The sequence below is a fragment of the Klebsiella sp. Ech2A genome (genome assembly GCF_030078455.1).
Lineage (GTDB): Bacteria > Pseudomonadota > Gammaproteobacteria > Enterobacterales > Enterobacteriaceae > Klebsiella > Klebsiella terrigena.
Window position 1 is genome coordinate 32046 of record NZ_JAQGFU010000018.1, and the last position, 20919, is coordinate 52964.

20 protein-coding genes are annotated in these 20919 nt (G+C 58.2%); 13 read left to right on the top strand and 7 right to left on the bottom strand.

The genetic code is table 11. The annotated features are described in order from the left end of the window. Positions 1 to 3 precede the first annotated feature (3 nt). The 3 genes from hslU (at position 4) to rraA (ending at position 3034) form a co-directional block, all read left to right on the top strand. A complete protein-coding gene (gene hslU, locus PFH44_RS06535; protein ID WP_045853662.1) occupies positions 4 to 1338 on the top strand; it encodes an HslU--HslV peptidase ATPase subunit in 1335 nt (444 codons plus the stop codon). 191 nt (positions 1339 to 1529) lie between these two features. Continuing rightward, positions 1530 to 2456: a 1,4-dihydroxy-2-naphthoate polyprenyltransferase gene (menA, locus tag PFH44_RS06540; RefSeq protein WP_283824605.1), complete on the top strand. Its 927-nt coding sequence runs from the start codon at positions 1530 to 1532 to the stop codon at positions 2454 to 2456. 92 nt (positions 2457 to 2548) lie between these two features. Continuing rightward, positions 2549 to 3034 carry a ribonuclease E activity regulator RraA gene (gene rraA / locus PFH44_RS06545; protein WP_041143432.1) on the top strand — a complete coding sequence of 162 codons (486 nt, stop codon included), beginning with the start codon at positions 2549 to 2551 and terminating at the stop codon, positions 3032 to 3034. Between the two features lie 57 nt (positions 3035 to 3091). Here rraA and pfkA read toward each other — a convergent pair whose 3' ends face one another. The 3 genes from pfkA to cpxP all read right to left on the bottom strand — a co-directional run bounded on the left by pfkA (position 3092) and on the right by cpxP (position 5816). Further along, a complete protein-coding gene (pfkA, locus tag PFH44_RS06550; RefSeq protein ID WP_045853664.1) occupies positions 3092 to 4054 on the bottom strand; it encodes a 6-phosphofructokinase in 963 nt (320 codons plus the stop codon). Between the two features lie 203 nt (positions 4055 to 4257). Continuing rightward, positions 4258 to 5154 (bottom strand): CDF family cation-efflux transporter FieF, encoded by an 897-nt coding sequence (fieF, locus tag PFH44_RS06555; protein ID WP_045853665.1) that lies wholly within the window; start codon positions 5152 to 5154, stop codon positions 4258 to 4260. 158 nt (positions 5155 to 5312) lie between these two features. Further along, a complete protein-coding gene (cpxP, locus tag PFH44_RS06560) occupies positions 5313 to 5816 on the bottom strand; it encodes a cell-envelope stress modulator CpxP (RefSeq protein ID WP_041143429.1) in 504 nt (167 codons plus the stop codon). A 149-nt stretch (positions 5817 to 5965) separates the two neighbouring features. Here cpxP and cpxR point away from each other — a divergent pair, with 149 nt between their 5' ends. Together cpxR and cpxA are read left to right on the top strand one after the other, a co-directional pair. Beyond that, complete coding sequence (gene cpxR / locus PFH44_RS06565; RefSeq protein ID WP_004203671.1) at positions 5966 to 6664, top strand: envelope stress response regulator transcription factor CpxR; 699 nt, start codon at positions 5966 to 5968, stop codon at positions 6662 to 6664. Continuing rightward, positions 6661 to 8034 carry an envelope stress sensor histidine kinase CpxA gene (gene cpxA, locus PFH44_RS06570; protein ID WP_041143428.1) on the top strand — a complete coding sequence of 458 codons (1374 nt, stop codon included), beginning with the start codon at positions 6661 to 6663 and terminating at the stop codon, positions 8032 to 8034. Before cpxR ends, cpxA begins: the two co-directional genes overlap by 4 nt. 40 nt (positions 8035 to 8074) lie before the next feature. Here the strand turns inward: cpxA and yiiM are convergent, their stop codons facing one another. Both yiiM and sodA read right to left on the bottom strand, forming a co-directional pair. Continuing rightward, entirely contained in the window at positions 8075 to 8749 is a 675-nt protein-coding gene (gene yiiM, locus PFH44_RS06575) for a 6-hydroxyaminopurine reductase (protein ID WP_283824612.1), read from the bottom strand. A 71-nt stretch (positions 8750 to 8820) separates the two neighbouring features. Then, positions 8821 to 9441, bottom strand: a complete 621-nt coding sequence (gene sodA, locus PFH44_RS06580; RefSeq protein WP_041143426.1) for a superoxide dismutase [Mn] — start codon at positions 9439 to 9441, stop codon at positions 8821 to 8823. Positions 9442 to 9732: 291 nt separating this feature from the next. On the opposite strand from sodA, the gene rhaT reads away from it, so the two are divergent. Continuing rightward, entirely contained in the window at positions 9733 to 10767 is a 1035-nt protein-coding gene (gene rhaT / locus PFH44_RS06585) for an L-rhamnose/proton symporter RhaT (protein WP_283824606.1), read from the top strand. 4 nt (positions 10768 to 10771) lie between these two features. Here the strand turns inward: rhaT and rhaR are convergent, their stop codons facing one another. Both rhaR and rhaS (PFH44_RS06595) read right to left on the bottom strand, forming a co-directional pair. Beyond that, complete coding sequence (rhaR, locus tag PFH44_RS06590) at positions 10772 to 11620, bottom strand: HTH-type transcriptional activator RhaR (RefSeq protein ID WP_045853669.1); 849 nt, start codon at positions 11618 to 11620, stop codon at positions 10772 to 10774. A 73-nt stretch (positions 11621 to 11693) separates the two neighbouring features. Then, entirely contained in the window at positions 11694 to 12530 is an 837-nt protein-coding gene (gene rhaS, locus PFH44_RS06595; RefSeq protein ID WP_045853670.1) for an HTH-type transcriptional activator RhaS, read from the bottom strand. Between the two features lie 313 nt (positions 12531 to 12843). On the opposite strand from rhaS (PFH44_RS06595), the gene rhaB reads away from it, so the two are divergent. The 7 genes from rhaB to PFH44_RS06630 form a co-directional block, all read left to right on the top strand. After that, complete coding sequence (gene rhaB, locus PFH44_RS06600; protein ID WP_283824607.1) at positions 12844 to 14310, top strand: rhamnulokinase; 1467 nt, start codon at positions 12844 to 12846, stop codon at positions 14308 to 14310. Further along, complete coding sequence (gene rhaA, locus PFH44_RS06605; protein ID WP_283824608.1) at positions 14307 to 15566, top strand: L-rhamnose isomerase; 1260 nt, start codon at positions 14307 to 14309, stop codon at positions 15564 to 15566. Before rhaB ends, rhaA begins: the two co-directional genes overlap by 4 nt. Before the next feature lie 77 nt (positions 15567 to 15643). Then, the gene (rhaD, locus tag PFH44_RS06610) at positions 15644 to 16474 is read left to right on the top strand and encodes a rhamnulose-1-phosphate aldolase (protein WP_283824609.1); all 831 of its coding nucleotides are present in this window, start codon (positions 15644 to 15646) and stop codon (positions 16472 to 16474) included. 141 nt (positions 16475 to 16615) lie between these two features. Beyond that, positions 16616 to 17602: a rhamnose ABC transporter substrate-binding protein gene (gene rhaS, locus PFH44_RS06615; protein ID WP_045853674.1), complete on the top strand. Its 987-nt coding sequence runs from the start codon at positions 16616 to 16618 to the stop codon at positions 17600 to 17602. A gap of 50 nt (positions 17603 to 17652) precedes the next feature. Further along, positions 17653 to 19164: a sugar ABC transporter ATP-binding protein gene (locus PFH44_RS06620; RefSeq protein ID WP_045853675.1), complete on the top strand. Its 1512-nt coding sequence runs from the start codon at positions 17653 to 17655 to the stop codon at positions 19162 to 19164. Then, on the top strand, positions 19164 to 20168 hold the full coding sequence (locus tag PFH44_RS06625; RefSeq protein WP_283824610.1) for an ABC transporter permease: 1005 nt from the start codon (positions 19164 to 19166) through the stop codon (positions 20166 to 20168). Before PFH44_RS06620 ends, PFH44_RS06625 begins: the two co-directional genes overlap by 1 nt. Beyond that, a partial coding sequence (locus PFH44_RS06630) for an ABC transporter permease (RefSeq protein ID WP_283824611.1) occupies positions 20165 to 20919 on the top strand: 755 nt, incomplete at its 3' end. The genes PFH44_RS06625 and PFH44_RS06630, both read left to right, overlap by 4 nt.

The following is a 20919-nucleotide window of genomic DNA, read 5'->3' on the forward strand; positions in this document are numbered from 1 at the left end:
CCCATGTCTGAAATGACCCCACGCGAAATTGTCAGCGAACTGGACAAACATATTATTGGTCAGGACGCCGCTAAGCGTTCTGTCGCTATCGCCCTGCGTAACCGCTGGCGCCGCATGCAGCTTAGCGAAGAGCTGCGCCATGAAGTTACGCCGAAAAACATTCTGATGATCGGCCCAACCGGCGTCGGTAAAACCGAAATCGCGCGTCGCCTGGCGAAGCTGGCCAACGCGCCGTTCATCAAAGTGGAAGCGACCAAATTCACCGAAGTGGGCTATGTCGGTAAAGAAGTGGATTCCATCATCCGCGATCTGACCGATGCGGCGATCAAAATGGTCCGCATGCAGTCCATAGATAAAAACCGCTACCGTGCGGAAGAGCTGGCGGAAGAGCGCATTCTTGACGTGCTGATCCCACCGGCGAAAAATAACTGGGGCCAGGCTGAGCAAAATCAGGAGCCGTCCGCGGCGCGTCAGGCGTTCCGCAAAAAGCTGCGCGAAGGCCAGCTCGACGATAAAGAAATCGAGATTGACCTTGCCGCTGCGCCGATGGGCGTAGAGATCATGTCCCCTCCGGGCATGGAAGAGATGACCAGCCAGCTGCAGTCCATGTTCCAGAACCTGGGCGGGCAGAAGCAAAAGCCGCGCAAGCTGAAAATCAAAGACGCGATGAAGCTGCTGATTGAAGAAGAAGCGGCCAAGCTGGTTAACCCGGAAGAGCTGAAGCAGGACGCTATCGACGCGGTCGAGCAGCACGGTATCGTATTTATCGACGAGATCGACAAAATCTGTAAGCGCGGCGGCAATAGCTCCGGCCCGGACGTGTCTCGTGAAGGCGTCCAGCGCGATCTGCTGCCGCTGGTTGAAGGCTGTACCGTCTCAACCAAGCACGGCATGGTGAAAACTGACCACATCCTGTTTATCGCCTCCGGCGCATTCCAGGTGGCCAGTCCGTCAGATCTGATCCCTGAACTGCAGGGTCGTCTGCCGATTCGCGTCGAGCTGAAAGCACTGACCACCGAAGATTTCGAGCGCATCCTGACCGAGCCGAACGCCTCGATTACCGTACAGTATAAGGCGCTGATGGCCACCGAAGGCGTGAGCATTGAGTTTACGCAAGACGGCATCAAGCGTATCGCTCAGGCGGCATGGCAGGTCAACGAAACCACCGAGAACATCGGCGCGCGCCGTCTGCACACCGTCCTGGAGCGTCTGATTGAAGATATCTCCTACGATGCCAGCGAAATGAACGGCCAGAGCATCACTATTGATGCTGAATATGTCGGTAAACATCTCGATGTTCTGGTGGCAGATGAAGATCTGAGTCGTTTTATCCTATAATCCGGTTCAATGTATTTTCATCACAATCGATGGGGCTATAGATACACTAAATCATTCAAGCTGCGTCAAGGCGGCTAGCCTGAGAATCCCCGGGAGCTTACTCAAGTAAGTGACCGGGGTGAGCGGGCGAAGCCAACAAAGAGGCAATTTGAAGGATGACGTGTATAGCCCCATTTTTTTGGCCGGGAACCATGACTGAACAACCGATAAACCGCACCCAGGCCTGGCTGGAAAGCCTGCGCCCAAAAACGCTGCCTCTGGCCTTTGCCGCCATCGTTGTCGGCACGACGCTTGCCTGGCACCAGGGTCATTTCGATCCCTGGGTGGCTCTGCTGGCGCTGATTACCGCCGGTCTGCTGCAAATTTTATCTAATCTGGCGAACGATTACGGCGATGCGGTAAAGGGCAGCGACAAGCCCGATCGCATAGGCCCGCTGCGCGGTATGCAAAAAGGGGCGATCAGCCAGGCGCAGATGAAGCGTGCGCTCATCCTCACCGTGGTGCTGATTTGTCTTTCCGGACTGGCTCTGCTGTTTTCCGCCTGGCAAACCATGGCCGATTTTATTGGCTTTATGGTTCTGGGCAGCCTCGCCATCGTCGCGGCAATCACCTATACCGTCGGCACCCGCCCGTATGGCTATATCGGCCTTGGCGATATTTCGGTGCTGGTCTTCTTTGGCTGGCTGAGCGTGGCCGGAAGCTGGTACCTTCAGGCCCACACGATTGCCGCCAGCGTCTTCCTGCCTGCAACGGCCTGCGGCCTGCTCGCGGCGGCGGTGCTCAATATCAATAACCTGCGCGATATCGATAGCGACCGGGAGAACGGCAAAAACACCCTGGCCGTGCGCCTTGGCCCGATCAACGCCCGTCGCTACCACGCCTGCCTGTTAATCGGCGCTCCGCTGTGCCTGGCGCTGTTTAATCTGCTTTCTCTGCACAACCCGTGGGGCTGGCTGTTTATCCTCGCAATGCCGCTGCTGGTGAAGCAGGTGCGGTTTGTCATGCGCGAGCGCGAGCCGGTGGCGATGCGCCCAATGCTGGAACGAACGGTAAAAGCGGCTCTGTTAACCAACCTGCTGTTTGTCATCGGGATTATTTGCAGCAAGCTGCTGGGTTAACTGACAAATATCAATTAACAATTGATGATTTTGCCAACAATGGGTTTCGCGAGATATACTAAAAACTCTCGCAGCAACTGAACGTTAAGCCTATGAAATACGATACTTCCGAGCTTTGTGACATCTACCAGGAGGATGTCAACGTAGTGGAACCTCTGTTCTCCAACTTTGGGGGACGGTCGTCGTTTGGTGGACAAATCATCACGGTGAAATGTTTCGAGGATAACGGGTTGCTATACGATATGCTCGAACAGAACGGCCGTGGTCATATTCTGCTGATCGATGGCGGCGGTTCCGTCCGACGGGCGCTGATTGACGCGGACCTGGCGCGTCTGGCGGTGCAGAACGAGTGGGAAGGGCTGGTGGTTTACGGCGCGGTGCGTCAGGTAGACGATCTGGAAGAGCTGGATATCGGCATTCAGGCGCTGGCAGCCATTCCCGTAGGTGCCGCGGGTGAAGGCATCGGCGAAAGCGACGTCCGCGTCAACTTCGGCGGCGTGACCTTCTTCTCCGGCGATCATCTGTACGCCGATAATACTGGCATCATCCTCTCAGAGGATGCGCTGGATATCGAATAGCCCGCCCAATAAAAAAGGCCTTCTCTCTGAGAAGGCCTTTTTGTTTTACGCCGAAACTTAGTACAGTTTCTTCGCGCAATCCAGCCAGTCATTTTTGAACGGACGCTTCATGTTTTCGATAGCGTCGATAATGTCATGATGAACCAGCTTCTCGTTCTGAATACCCACGCAGCGGCCGCCGAAGCCCTGCAGCAGCAGGTCAATCGCGTAGGCGCCCATGCGGGATGCCAGGATACGGTCATAAGGAACCGGGGAGCCGCCGCGCTGAATGTGGCCCAGAACGGTTGCACGCGTTTCACGACCGGTCTCTTTCTCAATGTAGTCAGCCAGCTCGTGGACGTCGCACATGTGCTCTGTGATGGCCACAATCGCGTGTTTCTTACCTTTGGCGATGCCCGCTTTGATTTCAGCGACCAAATCGTCGCGGCTGTAATCAACCTCAGGCACCATGACGAATTCACAGCCGCCGGAAATAGCCGCCGCCAGCGTTAGATCGCCACAATAGCGGCCCATCACTTCAACGACGGAAATACGCTGGTGTGAGGAAGAGGTATCGCGCAGACGGTCAATCGCTTCAACAACGGTGCTCAGCGCGGTGAAGAAACCGATGGTGTAGTCGGTGCCTTTAATGTCGTTGTCGATGGTGCCCGGCAGACCGATGCACGGGAAGCCCATTTCGGTCAGGCGCATCGCCCCCATGTACGAACCATCACCGCCGATAACAACCAGCGCATCCAGACCGCGCTTTTTCATGTTCTCAAGGGCCACGGCGCGAACGTGCTCTTCGCGGAACTCCGGGAAACGTGCTGAACCCAGGAAGGTGCCGCCGCGGTTGATCATATCGGAAACGCTATAGCGGTCGAGCTGGACCATACGATCTTCATACAGCCCGAGGTAACCGTCATAGATTCCAAAAACTTCCAGACCTTCCGTTAATGCCGCGCGCACAACGCCGCGAATTGCCGCGTTCATGCCCGGCGCATCACCGCCACTTGTCAACACACCGATTTTCTTAATCATGACTACCTCTGAACTTAGGAAGCAAAAAATAATCCTGTTGCCTGAAGCGCTCCCTTATCAGGAGTGCACGACGATAATTGCAATAGTATATCAAACGCTTCTGGCTGAATTGATTCAGGTCAGACCAAACGGCGGTAATTTATACAAATAATGCCGGGCTGCCCCACATTTTTACATCGAGTTTACAGACTATAACTCAAAGCTTAAAAAACGCCCTGCCGCGCCAGCGGCACCACAGAACAGGGGTCCTGATGGATAATGACATCGGAACCCGGAAAACGGTGCAGAATCGCCTGCTCCACCTGGTCGGCAATGACGTGTGCCTGAACCAATGGCAGGTTATCTTCCATTTCCAAATGTATTTGAATAAAGCGAGTCGGCCCTGACTGCCGCGTCCGTAGATCGTGTGCCCCGCTGACGCCCGGCCATGCGGTCACGATATTGATAATGTCCTGACGTTCCTCATCAGGCAGCGCGCGGTCTAACAGCGACTGAACGGCCTCATAGGCCATGCGCAGCGCGCTATACAGAATATAAACGCCTATCCCTAACGCAAATAGCGCATCGGCACGATGCCAGCCGTACCAGGAGAGGCCCAGCGCCACCAGAATAGCGCCGTTCATCATAACATCAGACTGATAATGAAGCATATCTGCACGCACCGCCTGACTCTGCGTTTTTCTCACCACCCAGCGCTGGAAGGTCACCAGCACCAGCGTACTGAGCAGCGCAATCAGGGTCACAATCATCCCGACGCCCGCCGCCTGCATCGGTTCCGGGCGCGCCAGGTGCTGAATACCGGTTAAAAACAGGAACAGCGCCGACCCGGAGATAAACATACTTTGCGCCAGCGCCGCCAGCGACTCTGCCTTGCCGTGGCCAAAGGTATGCTCCTCATCGGCAGGTTGCAGCGAATAGCGCACCACCAGGAGATTGGTTAACGAGGCGGCAATATCCACCAGCGAGTCCACCAGCGCAGCCAGAATACTCACAGAGCCGGTATACCACCACGCAAAAATTTTAATCAAAAGTAACGTGGAGGCCATCACCGTCGCCGCAATGGCCGCACGACTCACCAGCCGCCCATAAGATTGATTCATAAACGCTCCTTCACCCGCAGTGCGCTTAGTATAACCCGATCTATTGGGACGACGGATGACAGGCGGGAGGTCGTTTAGCTGAATGACAGGCAAAAAAAACCCCCACATCATGTGGGGGAAGACAGGGATGGTGTCTATGGCAAGGAAAACAGGGTTTGTTACTGGGGTTGCACGGTATTGCTACTACTTGAAAGCATCTTCGCTGAGCCTTTCTGCATCCTTACAACCTCACGCAACTGATCCATTCGCTGCTGGTGCTTAGCATTTAAAACCGCTTGCTGCTCTGGCGTTAACAGGTGGTACATCTGGTTGCGAACCTTCGCCATTTCGATCTGGCGGTCAACCTGTTCCTGCGCCATCTTATCGGCCTGAGCGCGCACAGCGTTTTCATCAAATTTTTCTGCGGTGACAAGGCTATGCATTGTCTCCATTTCGCTAACATTAACGGGTAACCTATCGTGGCGTGCCCGTTGCATAAGATCTCGTAACTGCTGTCGTTGCTGTTCGGTTAAACTTATGCCATCAAACATGTGGCCCTGGATGCTGCGCTGCGCCCCTTCTTCTCCGGGGAGCCAGTTAACGCTGGTAACGACTTCAGCGGCCTGGCTATTAGCACTTAGCGCCAGCGTTGAGGCCATGACGGCAGCAATAACATTGCGCATCACATACTCCCAAAACGTTTGTGTCGCGATTCAACGAGAGACAGTTTACGATTCGGGCTGCAAACATGCGTCAGGGGGTGTAAAACAACGTAAAGTCATGGATTAGCGAGCCTTGATGACGTAATTTCTGCCTCGGAGGTATTTAAACAATGAACAAAATCCTGTTAGTTGATGATGACCGGGAGCTCACCTCCCTGTTAAAAGAGCTGCTCGATATGGAAGGCTTTAACGTGCTCGTAGCCCATGATGGGGAACAGGCGCTGGCTCTCCTGGACGACAGCATCGATTTACTTTTACTTGATGTGATGATGCCGAAGAAAAACGGTATCGATACGCTTAAAGAGTTGCGTCAGACACACCAGACTCCCGTTATCATGCTAACTGCCCGCGGTAGCGAGCTGGATCGCGTTCTCGGCCTTGAACTGGGCGCGGATGATTATCTGCCTAAGCCGTTTAACGATCGTGAGCTGGTGGCGCGCATACGCGCGATTCTGCGCCGCTCCCACTGGAGCGAGCAGCAGCAAACCACCGAAGCCGGCTCACCGACGCTGGAGGTTGACGCATTGAGCCTCAACCCGGGCCGTCAGGAAGCCAACTTTGATGGTCAAACGCTGGAGCTTACCGGAACGGAGTTCACCCTGCTGTACCTGCTGGCGCAGCATCTTGGCCAGGTGGTCTCTCGTGAACATCTGAGTCAGGAAGTATTGGGAAAACGCCTGACGCCGTTCGACCGCGCCATCGATATGCATATTTCTAACCTGCGGCGTAAGCTGCCGGAGCGTAAAGACGGCCACCCGTGGTTTAAAACCCTGCGCGGGCGCGGCTATCTGATGGTTTCAGCTTCATGATTGGAAGTTTAACCGCACGCATCTTCGCTATTTTCTGGCTCACGCTGGCGCTGGTGTTGATGCTGGTTCTGATGCTGCCCAAGCTGGATTCGCGCCAGATGACCGAACTTCTGGAAAGCGAGCAACGCCAGGGCATCATGATTGAGCAGCACGTTGAGGCCGAGCTGGCGACCGATCCACCCAACGATCTGATGTGGTGGCGTCGTCTGTTTAGGGCGATAGATAAATGGGCTCCGCCGGGACAGCGCCTGCTGCTGGTCACCAGCGAAGGGCGCGTTATCGGCGCAGAACGCAACGAAATGCAGATTATTCGCAACTTTATCGGCCAGGCCGATAATGCCGATCATCCGCAGAAAAAACGCTACGGTCGTCTGGAAATGGTCGGCCCGTTTTCCGTCAGGGATGGTGAGGATAATTATCAGCTCTATCTGATCCGCCCCGCCAGCACGTCACAATCCGATTTCATCAACCTGCTGTTTGACCGTCCGCTGCTGCTGCTTATCGTCACCATGCTGGTCAGCGCTCCGCTGCTGCTATGGCTGGCGTGGAGTCTGGCAAAACCGGCGCGTAAGCTGAAAAATGCGGCCGACGAGGTCGCCCAGGGGAACCTGCGCCAGCATCCGGAACTGGAAGCCGGCCCGCAGGAGTTTTTGGCCGCCGGGACCAGCTTTAACCAGATGGTCACCGCCCTGGAGCGGATGATGACCAGCCAGCAGCGTCTGCTCTCCGATATCTCCCACGAGCTGCGCACGCCGCTTACGCGACTGCAGCTGGGCACCGCCCTGCTGCGCCGCCGCAGCGGCGAGAGCAAAGAGCTGGAGCGTATTGAGATGGAGGCGCACCGGCTGGACAGCATGATCAACGATCTGCTGGTGATGTCGCGCAATCAGGCCAACAACGCGCTGGTCAGCGAGACGGTGAAAGCCAACCAGCTGTGGGGCGAGGTGCTCGATAACGCCGCCTTCGAGGCCGAGCAGGTAGGAAAATCGTTCACCGTGGAGTATCCGCCGGGGCCGTGGCCGCTGTACGGCAACCCCAACGCGCTGGAAAGCGCGCTGGAGAATATCGTACGCAACGCGCTGCGCTACTCGCATACCCGAATTTCGGTGAGCTTCTCGGTGGATAAAGACGGCATCACGGTTAACGTCGATGATGACGGTCCGGGCGTCAGCCCTGAGGATCGCGAGCAGATTTTCCGCCCGTTCTACCGCACCGACGAAGCGCGCGATCGCGAGTCAGGCGGTACCGGTCTGGGACTGGCAATTGTCGAAGCCGCTATTCAGCAGCATCGCGGCTGGGTGAAGGCCGACGACAGCCCGCTGGGCGGCCTGCGGCTGACCATCTGGCTGCCGCTGTATAAGCGCACCTGACGCGGCGTTCCCCGGCCTGCGCATGCAGCCGGGGAACGCCTTATTTCCCCCACAATCGGCGGGAATTATCTTCGATCTGGCCGCTTAAACGCCGCTTCTGCATGGTACGGCTCCAGCTTACCGACAGCCCTGCTGCAGAGAGCAGGCGATGATACTGCTCGTCATCAAACGGCATATGCCAGGCAATCGCGCCGGCCTCATGTACGCTGATATCACTCACCCTGGAGGCCAGCTCCAGCGGCGCGTCGCAGGACACCACGCCCCCCGCTACCACCCGATACAGCCAGCCGGTTTTACCGCTATTCTGCATGCGCTGGGCCATATCGCTGATGGCAAAATGGAAGTTGAGCTTAAAGCAGGGCGATCGCGGCTGCGTTACCTGAATCAGCGCCTCGCCCCAGCGAAAGATATCTCCGATATAAACGTTTTTCTCGGTCATTCCTTCAGCAGAAAGGTTTTCGCCAAAGGCCGGCGCGCAGAAAAGGTCGGCCTGCTGGGGGAATTCGCGGATCCAGTCGCCGTAGTGCTCGCGCGGGTACTGGCAGAGCGCGCGATCCGGGCCGCCGTGGATTTTCTTTTCCGCCTGCTCATCGCCTTCCAGCCCCAGATCGCCGAGGGTTAACTCACCGTCGACCTGGATTTTCCCGATGGCGCTCGGACGGCTTCCTTCGTAATCCCTTATCTTGCCCACAAAGACGTTCACCGGATAGTGCATCTGCTGCCCCCTGCTACAGGTATAAAAAAAGCGAGTCATCAGACTCGCTTCTCGTTCAGCACAATGCAACCTTATTTTTTGGCGGCAAAACGCGCTGCTGCTTCGTCCCAGTTAACCACGTTCCAGAACTCTTTGATGTAGTCCGGACGACGGTTCTGGAATTTCAGGTAGTAAGCGTGTTCCCACACGTCCAGGCCCAGGATCGGGAAACCGGAAGCGCCGGAGATAGCTTCACCCATCAGCGGGGAGTCCTGGTTCGCGGTAGAAACCACGGCCAGCTTGTCGCCTTTCAGCACCAGCCACGCCCAGCCGGAGCCGAAACGGGTGGCGGCAGCTTTTTCAAACTCAGCTTTGAAGTTATCAACGGAGCCGAAATCGCGCTCGATAGCCGCTTTCAGGTCGCCCTGCAGGGTGGTACCGGTTTTCAGGCCTTTCCAGAACAGGCTATGGTTAGCGTGGCCGCCCGCGTTGTTACGCAGAGGACCTTTTTTGTCAGCCGGCAGCTGATCCAGTTTAGTAATCAGTTCTTCAACAGACAGATCGGCGAATTCCGGCAGGCTTTCCAGCGCAGCGTTGGCGTTGTTAACGTAAGCCTGGTGGTGCTTGGTATGGTGGATTTCCATAGTCTGCTTGTCGAAATGCGGTTCCAGGGCGTCATAAGCGTACGGCAGGGCTGGCAGTGTAAAACTCATAATCATCTCCATTATTGTCGAGCGGCTGCGAGTGTTAAGGCCGCGTAAGCAGTTGGTTCATTATAGTTAATTAAATGATATTGAAAACGCTTATCAATGCCGTATTTTTAATAAGGTTATAACAGAGTGTGATACCCGCGGTTTTGTGAGCTGGAACAAGTAATTAAGCTGTTGGTTGCCAGGGTTTTCCAACACGTGGCAACAGCCTGAAGGCGATAAAACTGACCGATTTTTACACTCATCGGGTCGGAAGAAGATTTATCCGATAAAAAATAGATGAGGATAAAATCAATGAATCACGCGATTACGATGGGTATTTTTTGGCATTTGATAGGTGCGGCCAGTGCAGCCTGTTTCTATGCTCCGTTCAAACAAGTTAAGCAGTGGTCATGGGAAACCATGTGGTCTATCGGCGGGATTGTCTCGTGGCTGATCCTGCCCTGGACTATCAGCGCCCTGCTGTTGCCTGATTTTTGGGCCTATTACAACTCCTTTAGCGCCTCGACTCTGCTGCCGGTCTTCCTGTTCGGCGCGATGTGGGGTATCGGCAATATCAACTACGGCCTGACCATGCGCTATCTCGGCATGTCGATGGGGATCGGTATCGCCATCGGCATTACCCTGATTGTCGGTACGCTAATGACCCCGATTCTCAACGGTCAGTTCGAGGTTTTAATCAATACCAAAGGCGGTCAGATGACGCTCCTCGGCGTGCTGGTCGCGGTGATTGGCGTCGCCATTGTGACCCGAGCGGGGCAGCTGAAAGAGCGCAAAATGGGCATTAAGGCCGAAGACTTTAACCTCAAAAAAGGCCTGCTCTTGGCGGTGATGTGCGGTATTTTCTCGGCGGGGATGTCGTTTGCGATGAACGCCGCCAAACCGATGCACGAAGCCGCCGCGGCGCTGGGGGTTGACCCGCTGTACACCGCCCTGCCTAGCTACGTGATCATCATGGGCGGCGGCGCGCTGGTAAACCTCGGATTCTGCTTTATTCGGCTGGCAAAAGTGAAAAACCTGTCGATAAAAGCGGACTTCTCGCGGGCAAAACCGCTCATCGTCGCCAATATTCTGCTTTCCGCGCTCGGCGGCCTGATGTGGTACCTGCAGTTCTTCTTCTACGCATGGGGCCACGCCAGCATTCCGGCACAGTACGACTACATGAGCTGGATGCTGCATATGAGCTTCTACGTTCTCTGCGGTGGGCTGGTGGGGCTGGTGCTGAAAGAGTGGAAAAACGCCGGGCGGCGTCCGGTGGGCGTGCTCAGCCTCGGCTGCGTGGTCATCATTATTGCCGCCAATATTGTCGGTCTGGGAATGGCGAACTAAGCGCCTAAGCGGCGACGCGACTGCGTTGCCGCCACTGCCCCGGCGTCATGCCGATCTCACGGTTAAAGACTACCGAAAAGTAGTTACTGTCTTCAAATCCGCACAGCATGGCGATTTCGCCAATCAGCCGCTCCGTATGCTGCAGCAGGTACTGCGCGTGGCAAATTCTCAGCTGACGTAAATAGTGGTTGACCGTCATACCCGTCTGCTGGCGAAACTGCTGGCGCAGGGCGCGCTCGCTGCACGCTTCCCGCGCGCAAAAGCGATCGAGGAAAAAGGGTCGGTTCAGGCTGCCGGCGAGCTCCGTCAGCAGTTTATCCAGGAGGGCTTCGCTTTGGGTCGCCGCCAGGTTGTCGGTCGCGTAGCGATGTCGGTGCAGAATGAGCGCCAGCTGGGCGAACAACAGCTCGGCCATCTGATTGGCCTGGGGGTCGCTGCGGGTGCTCTCCTGTTCAAGCTGGGTAATCACCTGCCGCACCTGGGTCATACCGGAGCTGCCGATTCGCCAGTGCGGGACCCACGGCGTACCGAACAGCCCGGGAATATGGGCCGCCCAGTCAAAGTTGAGCCGCAGCCGGTCCGGGCAGTAGATGACGTTTTGCAGGACCAAATCGTTCACCGACGCGTAGGAGTGCTTGTCCTGCGCGCGGATATAGAACAGATCGCCGCGGGTAATGCGCCACGGGCGATCGTTAAGCACGTGCAGGCCGTTTCCCCGCCATACCAGCACCAGTTCGCAGAACTCATGGGTATGCTCGGCGAAGACGTTTTGCGGGTAGCGATCCGCTACCGCCACCGCCTGAGAAGGCGAGGCAAAAAACTCATCTTTGCGAAGAATCAACTGACCGGCCACCGCGACAACTCCAGGCGCAAATAACGTTTCATTATTCGCGATTTTGCTCGCTAAAACGTTGACTGCTCTCGCGTTACTGAAGAATCGCGTCGCGTCCCTGGCGGATATCACGCGGTGACCAGGAAAACTCGCGGCGAAAAAGCGTCGAAAAGTGGTTACTGTCGCCGAATCCGCAGCGATAGGCGATATCCGTTACGCTGTCATCGCTGTGCCGCAGCAGATGGCGCGCCTTCATCAGCCGCACCCGGTTCAGGTAGCGCTGCGGCGTCAGGCCGGTCTGCTGCTTGAGCTGGCGATGCAGCGTGCGCAGCGACAGCGAAAACTGGGCCGCCACCTCTTCCCAGCAGACATCCTCGGCAAAGTGATCTTCCAGCCACGCCATCAGGTGATTGAGCCGCGCCTCGCTATCGGCGGCCCCTTCCGCGAGGCTGCTTTTGCGCAGCAGCACCAGCAGCTGCATAAACAAAATTTCCCGGCTGGCAATGGTATGCACATCCGACTCGCCGCCGAGGCTTGCCATCTGGCTGACGATCTGCCGCACCTGCTGCAAAGCCCCCTGATTAACCCGCCAGTGCGAGAGATAGTTGCCTTCCTGCTCCTGCGGCAGCAGCTGGCTGACGCCGCTCAGAAAGCGAAAGGCATCCGGTGCGCGGTAGAGCACGTTGGTCAGGCACAGGTTATCGGTGTGTTCATAAAGATGGCGATCGTGATCGCGAATAAAACAGACCGAGCCGCCGCTGATGGTATAGGGCTGGCCGTTGAAAACGTGGATCCCCGTCCCGTGCTCGACGATAACAATTTCATGAAAATCGTGGTGATGCTCCGGAAACGCCGACTGAGGGAGGCGTGGCTCAATGGCAACAGCAGAAGTACCGGACTTAAAGAAATCCACACTGTGCAATACGGTCATAGCAGCTCCCTCGAAATGAGAAATGTTATCAATCAGTGTCGCAAATAGTAATTAAGGACCGGCAATCCGGCCTTCAATTTTCGACCGCAAACGACGTAAAGCCTGCCGCTTTTTCAAGAAACAGCCGGAAAGATCGGGAACTGCGGAGAGCGTCACATCCCCCGCGTCGATAGCGACAGAATGAAATTGTGAGCTTTCTCACGGTCACCTTTGCTTTCTTGCCAGCGGAGAAATTTCCCTGTCCGTGGCAAGAAGGTGCTCGACCGGCGACTTTTTTAGACTGCTGGCAATGATTTTCAGAAGGATCTCTGCCATGAGTTTTCGACATTGTGTCGCCGTTGATTTAGGCGCCTCCAGCGGGCGGGTGATGCTCGCCAGCTATGAAAGCGGACAGCGTGCGCTGACGCTGCGTGAAATCCACCGTTTTACCAACAGCCTGCACAAAGTGGATGGCTACGACTGCTGGGATATCGATAGCCTGGAAGGCGAAATTCGCCGCGGGCTGGCGCTGGTGTGCGCGCAGGGCATCCTTATTGACAGCATCGGCATTGATACCTGGGGCGTAGATTATGTCCTGCTTGACGGTCAGGGCCAGCGCGTCGGCCTCGCGGTTTCCTATCGCGACGACCGCACCCACGGCCTGATGCAGCATGCCGAAGCGCAGATAGGCCGGGCGGATATCTATCGCCGCAGCGGCATTCAGTTTCTGCCGTTCAACACCCTTTATCAGCTGCGCGCCCTGGTTGAGCAGCAGCCGGAGCTGGTGAGCCAGGCCGCGCACGCGCTGCTGATCCCGGACTACTTCAGCTTCCGTCTGACCGGTCGGATGAACTGGGAATACACCAACGCCACCACCACCCAGCTGGTCAATATCAACAGCGATAGCTGGGATGAGGATCTGCTGAACTGGAGCGGCGCGCCGCGCGAATGGTTCGGTACTCCAACCCATCCCGGCAACGTGATCGGCCACTGGATTTGCCCGCAGGGCAACGCGATCCCGGTCGTCGCCGTCGCCAGTCACGATACCGCCAGCGCGGTGATCGCTTCTCCGCTGGCCGGTAAAAATGCGGCCTATCTCTCCTCCGGCACCTGGTCGTTAATGGGCTTTGAAAGCAAAACCCCCTGCACCGGCGACGATGCGCTGCGGGCCAATATCACCAACGAAGGCGGCGCCGAAGGCCGCTATCGGGTGCTGAAAAATATTATGGGCCTGTGGCTGCTGCAGCGGGTGCTGAAAGAGCAGAACGTCAGCGACCTGCCGGCGCTGATTGCCCAGACCGCCGGCCTCCCGGCCTGCCGCTCGGTGATTGACTGCAACGATGAGCGTTTTATCAACCCGGCCAATATGAGCGCCGAGATTCAGGCCGCCTGCCGTGAGTCCGGACAGCCGGTGCCCGAAGACGACGGCGAGCTGGCGCGCTGTATTTTTGACAGCCTCGCCCTGCTGTACGCCCGCGTGCTTGGCGAGCTTGCCCGGCTGCGCGGCCAGCCCTTCAGCCAGCTGCATATCGTCGGCGGCGGCTGTCAGAACGCGCTGCTCAATCAGCTGTGCGCGGACGCCTGCGGCATAACGGTTATCGCCGGCCCCGTCGAGGCCTCTACGCTCGGCAATATCGGCATCCAGCTGATGACGCTGGATGAGCTGAACAACGTCGATGATTTCCGTCAGGTGGTGCGCGACAACTACGCGCTCACCACGTTTATCCCTAATCCTGAACATGAAATTGCCCGCTTCGCTGCGCAGTTTCAGCCACAACAGACCAAGGAGCTTTGCGCATGACCACTCAACTTGAACAAGCCTGGGAAATTGCTAAACAGCGCTACGCCGCCGCCGGCGTGGATGTCGAGGAGGCTCTGCGCCAGCTGGACCGGCTCCCCGTCTCCATGCACTGCTGGCAGGGCGATGACGTCGCGGGCTTTGAAAACCCGGAGGGGAGCTTAACCGGCGGGATTCAGGCCACCGGCAACTATCCGGGCAAGGCCCGCAACGCGGGCGAGCTGCGCGCCGACCTCGAGCAGGCGCTGAGCCTGATCCCCGGTCCGAAACGGCTGAATCTGCACGCTATCTATCTGGAGTCTGATGTCCCGGTGGCGCGCAACGAAATCAAACCTGAACACTTTAAAAACTGGGTGGAGTGGGCCAAAAGCAACGGCCTGGGTCTCGACTTTAACCCTTCCTGTTTCTCGCATCCGCTGAGCGCCGACGGTTTTACCCTCTCGCACGCTAACGATGAAATCCGCCAGTTCTGGATCGATCACTGCAAGGCCAGCCGCCGGGTTTCCGCCTATTTCGGCGAGCAGCTGGGCACCCCGTCGGTGATGAATATCTGGATCCCGGACGGCATGAAGGACATCACCGTTGACCGCCTGGCGCCGCGCCAGCGCCTGCTCAACGCGCTGGATGAGGTCATTAGCGAGAAGCTCGATCCGGCGCACCATATCGATGCCGTGGAGAGCAAGCTGTTCGGTATCGGCGCCGAAAGCTACACCGTCGGTTCCAACGAGTTCTATATGGGCTACGCCGCCAGCCGGCAGACCGCGCTGTGCCTGGACGCCGGGCACTTCCATCCCACAGAGGTCATCTCCGACAAGATCTCCGCAGCCATGCTCTACATTCCGCGCCTGCTGCTGCACGTCAGCCGCCCGGTGCGCTGGGATAGCGATCACGTGGTGCTGCTGGATGACGAAACCCAGGCCATCGCCAGCGAAATCATCCGCCACAACCTGTTTGACCGGGTGCACATTGGCCTCGATTTCTTCGACGCCTCCATCAACCGCATCGCGGCGTGGGTGATTGGTACCCGCAACATGAAAAAAGCGCTGCTGCGCGCGCTGCTGGAGCCAACGGAACAGCTGCGCCAGCTGGAAGCCGACGGCGATTACACCGCCCGACTGGCGCTGCTGGAAGAGCAGAAATGCCTGCCCTGGCAGGCCGTCTGGGAGATGTACTGCCAGCGTCACGATACCCCGGCGGGCAGCCAGTGGCTGGATAGCGTTCGCGGCTACGAGAAAGACGTGCTGAGCCAGCGCGGGTAGCCCGGCAACCGCCAGATAAACAACCTATTCAGGGCGCGGGGTCAACCCCGCGCCGAATCAACAGGAAGCACAAGACTATGCACACTATTATCGACGCCTGGTTCGTCCAGGGCATGATTAAGGCCACCACCGACGCGTGGCTGAAGGGCTGGGATGAGCGCAACGGCGGCAACCTGACGCTGCGCCTCGACGAGGCCGATATCGAATCTTTCGCGGCGGATTTCCACGCCAAACCGCGCTATATCGCCCTGAGCCAGCCGATGCCGACGCTGGCCAACCAGCCGTTTATCGTCACCGGCTCCGGTAAATTCTTCCGCAACGTGCAGCTCGATCCCGCCGCCAACCTCGGCGTGGTCAAAGTGGACAGCGACGGCGCGGGGTATCACATCCTGTGGGGCCTGGAGAACGAGGCGGTGCCGACCTCCGAACTGCCGGCCCACTTCCTCTCCCACAGCGAACGCATCAGGCTAACCGGCGGCAAAGATCGCGTGATCATGCACTGCCACGCCACCAACCTGATCGCCCTGACCTACGTGCTGGAGAACAACAGCGATCTCTTCACCCGCAAGCTCTGGGAAGGCAGCACCGAATGCCTGGTGGTGTTCCCGGACGGCGTCGGCATTCTGCCGTGGATGGTGCCGGGCACCGACGAAATCGGCGGGGCCACGGCGCTGGAAATGCGTCAGCATTCGCTGGTGCTGTGGCCGTTCCACGGCGTCTTCGGCAGCGGGCCGACGCTGGATGAGACCTTTGGCCTGATCGATACCGCCGAGAAATCGGCTGAAGTGCTGGTGAAGGTTTACTCCATGGGTGGCATGAAGCAGACCATCACCCGTGAAGAGCTGATTGCCCTCGGCAAGCGCTTTGATGTGCAGCCCGTGCAGTCCGCGTTAGACCTTTATCAATAATAACATCGCGCCCCGCTCACCGAGACGGGGCGAACTCTGTCACCTGCAAACCCTACCCTAACTCTTTCGCCCTGCGGCAGACCACGCATCGGCAGGATGAAAGATAAGGGGAAACTAACTCAATCATGTGGAGTAAAAGCAATGAAAATAAAGACAAGCTTGATCCTCACCGTTGCCGCCCTGGCGTTGTCCGGTTCCGCTTTAGCAGAAGTTAAAATTGCCCTCGTGGCAAAATCATTGGGGAATGGATTCTTCGAGGCAGCGAACGTCGGCGCGCAGGAAGCGGCGAAAGAGTTAGGCGATGTGAAAGTGATCTATACCGGCCCCACCACCACCACCGCCGAAGCGCAGATCGAAGTGCTGAACGGGCTGATCGCCCAGGGGGTGGATGCGATCGCCATTTCCGCCAACGATCCTGACGCCGTGGTGCCGGTGCTGAAAAAAGCGATGCAGCGCGGGATCAAAGTGGTTTCCTGGGATTCCGGCGTCGCGCCGGCGGGCCGCCAGATCCACCTGAATCCTTCCAATAACGCACTGATCGGCGAAACCAACGTCAGGCTCGCCGCGGACGCCCTGAAGGCGCTGAACGTCGAAAAAGGCGACGTGGCGATCCTCAGCGCGACCCCCACCTCAACCAACCAGAACATCTGGATCGAAGAGATGAAGAAGGTGCTGCCGAAGTACCCTTCCGTCAACCTGGTCACCGTTGCCTACGGGGACGATCTCTCCGACAAGAGCTACCGCGAAGCGGTCGGCCTGCTGAAGTCCTATCCCAATCTGAAAGCGATCGTCTCGCCTTCGTCGGTGGGGATCGTTGCCGCCGCCCAGGCGGTGAAGGATCAGGGCAAGATTGGCAAGGTGTACGTCACCGGGCTGGGGCTACCGTCTGAAATGGCCGGGGCGATTAAGTCCGGCGCCAGTAAAAGCTTTGCTATCTGGAACCCCATTGACCTCGGCTACGCCGCCACCTACCTGGCGGACGATTTAGTCAAAGGCACGGCAACCAAAACCGAAGCCAATATGGGCAGGCTCGGCAAGGTGACGCTGGATGCCGACGGCAGCGGCGCGATGGCGGAGCCGTTCGTTTACGATGCCGGCAACATCGATAAGTTTTCCAAAATTTTCTAATCCTCAGCCCCCGTTTCGCCTGGAAACGGGGGAAAAAACGGAGACTTATCATGACGGCGTCCACCCCGCTGCTGTCGCTTAAGGGCATCACCAAGGTTTTCCCCGGTGTGCGTGCCCTTGAGAACGTACAGCTCGATCTCTGGCCCGGCAAAGTGACCGCCTTAATTGGCGAAAACGGTGCCGGCAAATCCACGCTGGTCAAAGTGATGACCGGCATTTATCAGCCCGAAGAGGGCGAAATCCTGTATAAAGCGATCCCGATTCAGCTGCCTCATCCGGAGTCGGCGCACCGAGTCGGGATCACCGCTATTCACCAGGAAACGGTGCTGTTTGACGAGCTCTCGGTGACGGAGAACATTTTCGTCGGCCAGTATCTGCATAAAGGCCTGCTGAAAAAGCTCGACTGGCCGGCAATGCACCAGAAAGCCGGGGAGATTCTCCGCCGCCTGGAAGTGCAGATCGACCCGCGCGCGACGCTAAAAACGCTGGGCATCGCCCAGCGCCACATGGTGGCCATCGCCCGGGCGCTCTCCTTTGAGGCCCAGGTGGTTATCCTTGACGAGCCGACCGCCGCGCTCTCGCAGCACGAAATTCTGGAGTTTTATCAGATAGTCGAGCGCCTGAAGCAGGACGGGAAGGCCATCCTGTTTATCTCGCATAAGTTCGATGAAATCTTCGAGCTGGCGGACTACTACACCATTTTGCGCGACGGCGTATACGTGAGCTCCGGCGCCATCAACGAGATCACCGAAGAGCGGATGGTGTCGATGATGGTCGGGCGCGCCATTACCCAAACCTACCCGAAAGTGAGCTGCACGCCGGGAGAAACGGTACTGGAGGTCAACAACCTCTGTCATCCCACCGAGTTCGCCAATATCAGCTTTACCCTGCGCAAAGGCGAAATCCTCGGCTTCTACGGCCTGGTCGGCGCCGGGCGCACCGAGCTCATGCAGGCGCTGTCCGGCGTATCGCACCCTTCCTCCGGCGAAATGGTGCTGAATGGCAAAGCGGTGCGCTTTCGCCAGCCGGCGGACGCCATTCAGGCCGGCATCGTCTGCGTGCCGGAAGAGCGGCAGAAGCAGGGGGCGATCGTCGCCCTGCCGATCGCGCAGAACATCAGCCTGCCCCAGCTCGCCAGGCTCAACCCCCGCGGCGTGCTGAACGACGCGCGCGAATGGCGGCTGGCCGATGAGTATGCCTCGCGCCTGCAGGTCAAGGCCTTCAGCTGGCAGCAGGCGGTAGAAACCCTCTCCGGCGGCAACCAGCAGAAAGTGGTGATCGGCAAATGGCTGGCTACCCATCCGCAGGTAATCATTCTCGATGAGCCGACGAAAGGCATCGATATCGGTTCAAAAGCGGCGGTGCATCAGTTTATGTCCGAGCTGGTGGGCCAGGGGCTGGCGGTCATTATGGTCTCATCAGAGCTGCCGGAGGTTATGGGAATGGCTGACCGCATCATCGTGATGCACGAAGGGCTGATGGTGGCCGAATATCGCGCCGGCGAAGCGACGGCGGAAACTATCGTCAGCGCCGCCAGCGGCGCTGCCCGGGAGGCTGCGTAATGTGGCGACAACTGCTTAAACACCGCGAAGCGCTGCTGGCGGCGGTCATTATCCTGATGGTGGCGGGGATCGGCAGCCGGGTACCGTCGTTCATCGCGGCGGAAAACCTGGTCGAGATGTTTAACGACACCTCGATTCTTATCGTCCTCGCTCTCGGCCAGATGATGGTGCTGCTGACCAAGGGGATCGACCTGTCGATGGCCGCCAACCTGGCGCTGACCGGGATGATCGTCGCCCTGCTCAACGCCCACCACCCGGAGATTCCGGTATGGGCGCTGCTGCTGCTGGCGACCCTGCTCGGCCTGCTGATGGGGGTGATTAACGGACTGCTGGTCTGGCGTCTCGGCATCCCGGCGATCGTAGTCACCCTCGGCACCATGAGCATCTATCGCGGCATTATTTTCCTGCTCTCCGACGGCGGCTGGGTTAACTCGCATCAGATGAGCGCGGACTTCCTCGCCCTGCCGCGCGCCTCGCTGCTGGGGCTGCCGCTGCTGAGCTGGTGCGCCATCGCCGCCCTGCTGCTGGTGGGCTACTTCCTGCGCTACAGCCGCACCGGGCGGGCGCTGTACACCGCAGGCGGCAACGCCACCGCGGCGTACTACACCGGGATCAACGCCGGGAAAATGCAGTTCATCAGCTTCTGCCTCTCCGGGGCGCTGGCGGGATTTTGCGGCTATCTGTGGATCTCCCGCTTCGCCGTCGCCTACGTTGACGTCGCCAACGGCTTCGAGCTGCAGGTCGTGGCCGCCTGCGTCATCGGCGGCATCAGCACCATGGGCGGGACCGGACGCGTAGTCGGCTGCCTGTGCGGCGCGCTGTTCCTCGGGATTATCAACAACGCGCTGCCGGTCATCGGTATCTCCCCCTTCTGGCAGATGGCTATCTCCGGCGCGGTGATTGTCATCGCCGTGGTGCTTAACGAGCGCGGGAACAAACGTCAAGGACGGCTCATTCTGCGCAGCGCGGTGCTGGCTTCGCAAAAACAGACGGTGAAACCATGAGCAAAATAATGACCACTGACGAGATGACCGGCCGCCCGACGGCGCCGTCGCCGCTGCGCCGCCTGCTGTGCTGGGAAGGCTTCCTGCTGGCGGTGACGCTGGCCGTTTTCGCCGCCAACGCGCTGGCGTCGCCCTACTTCCTTAATATCTGGAACCTGTCGGACGCCACCTTCAACTTCACCGAGAAGGCGATTATCGTCCTGCCGATGGCGATGCTGATTATCGCCAGAGAGATTGACCTCTCGGTCGCCTCCACCATGGCGCTGAGCTCCACGGCGATGGGCTTTTGCGCGGCGGCGGGGATGGATACGCCGCTGCTGGTTGCCGTTGGGCTGGGCGTCGGCCTGCTGTGCGGCCTGTTTAACGGCATCCTGGTGACGCGCCTGAACCTGTCGTCGATCGTTATCACCATCGGCACCATGAGCCTCTATCGCGGCCTGACCTACATCCTGCTGGGCGATAAGGCGCTAAACCACTATCCGGACAGCTTCGCCTGGTTCGGCCAGGGCTACGTTTGGGGGGCGCTCTCGTTTGAGTTTGCGCTGTTCCTGCTGCTGGCGGCCGCCTTTACCTTCCTGCTGCATAAAACCAACTTTGGCCGCCGCACCTACGCGATTGGCAATAATCCGACCGGCGCCTGGTTTTCCGGGATCAACGTCAAGCGCCATAACCTGATCCTGTTTGCCCTGGTCGGGCTGATGGCGGGGCTGGCCGCGGGGCTGCTGACGTCGCGGCTCGGCAGCACTCGTCC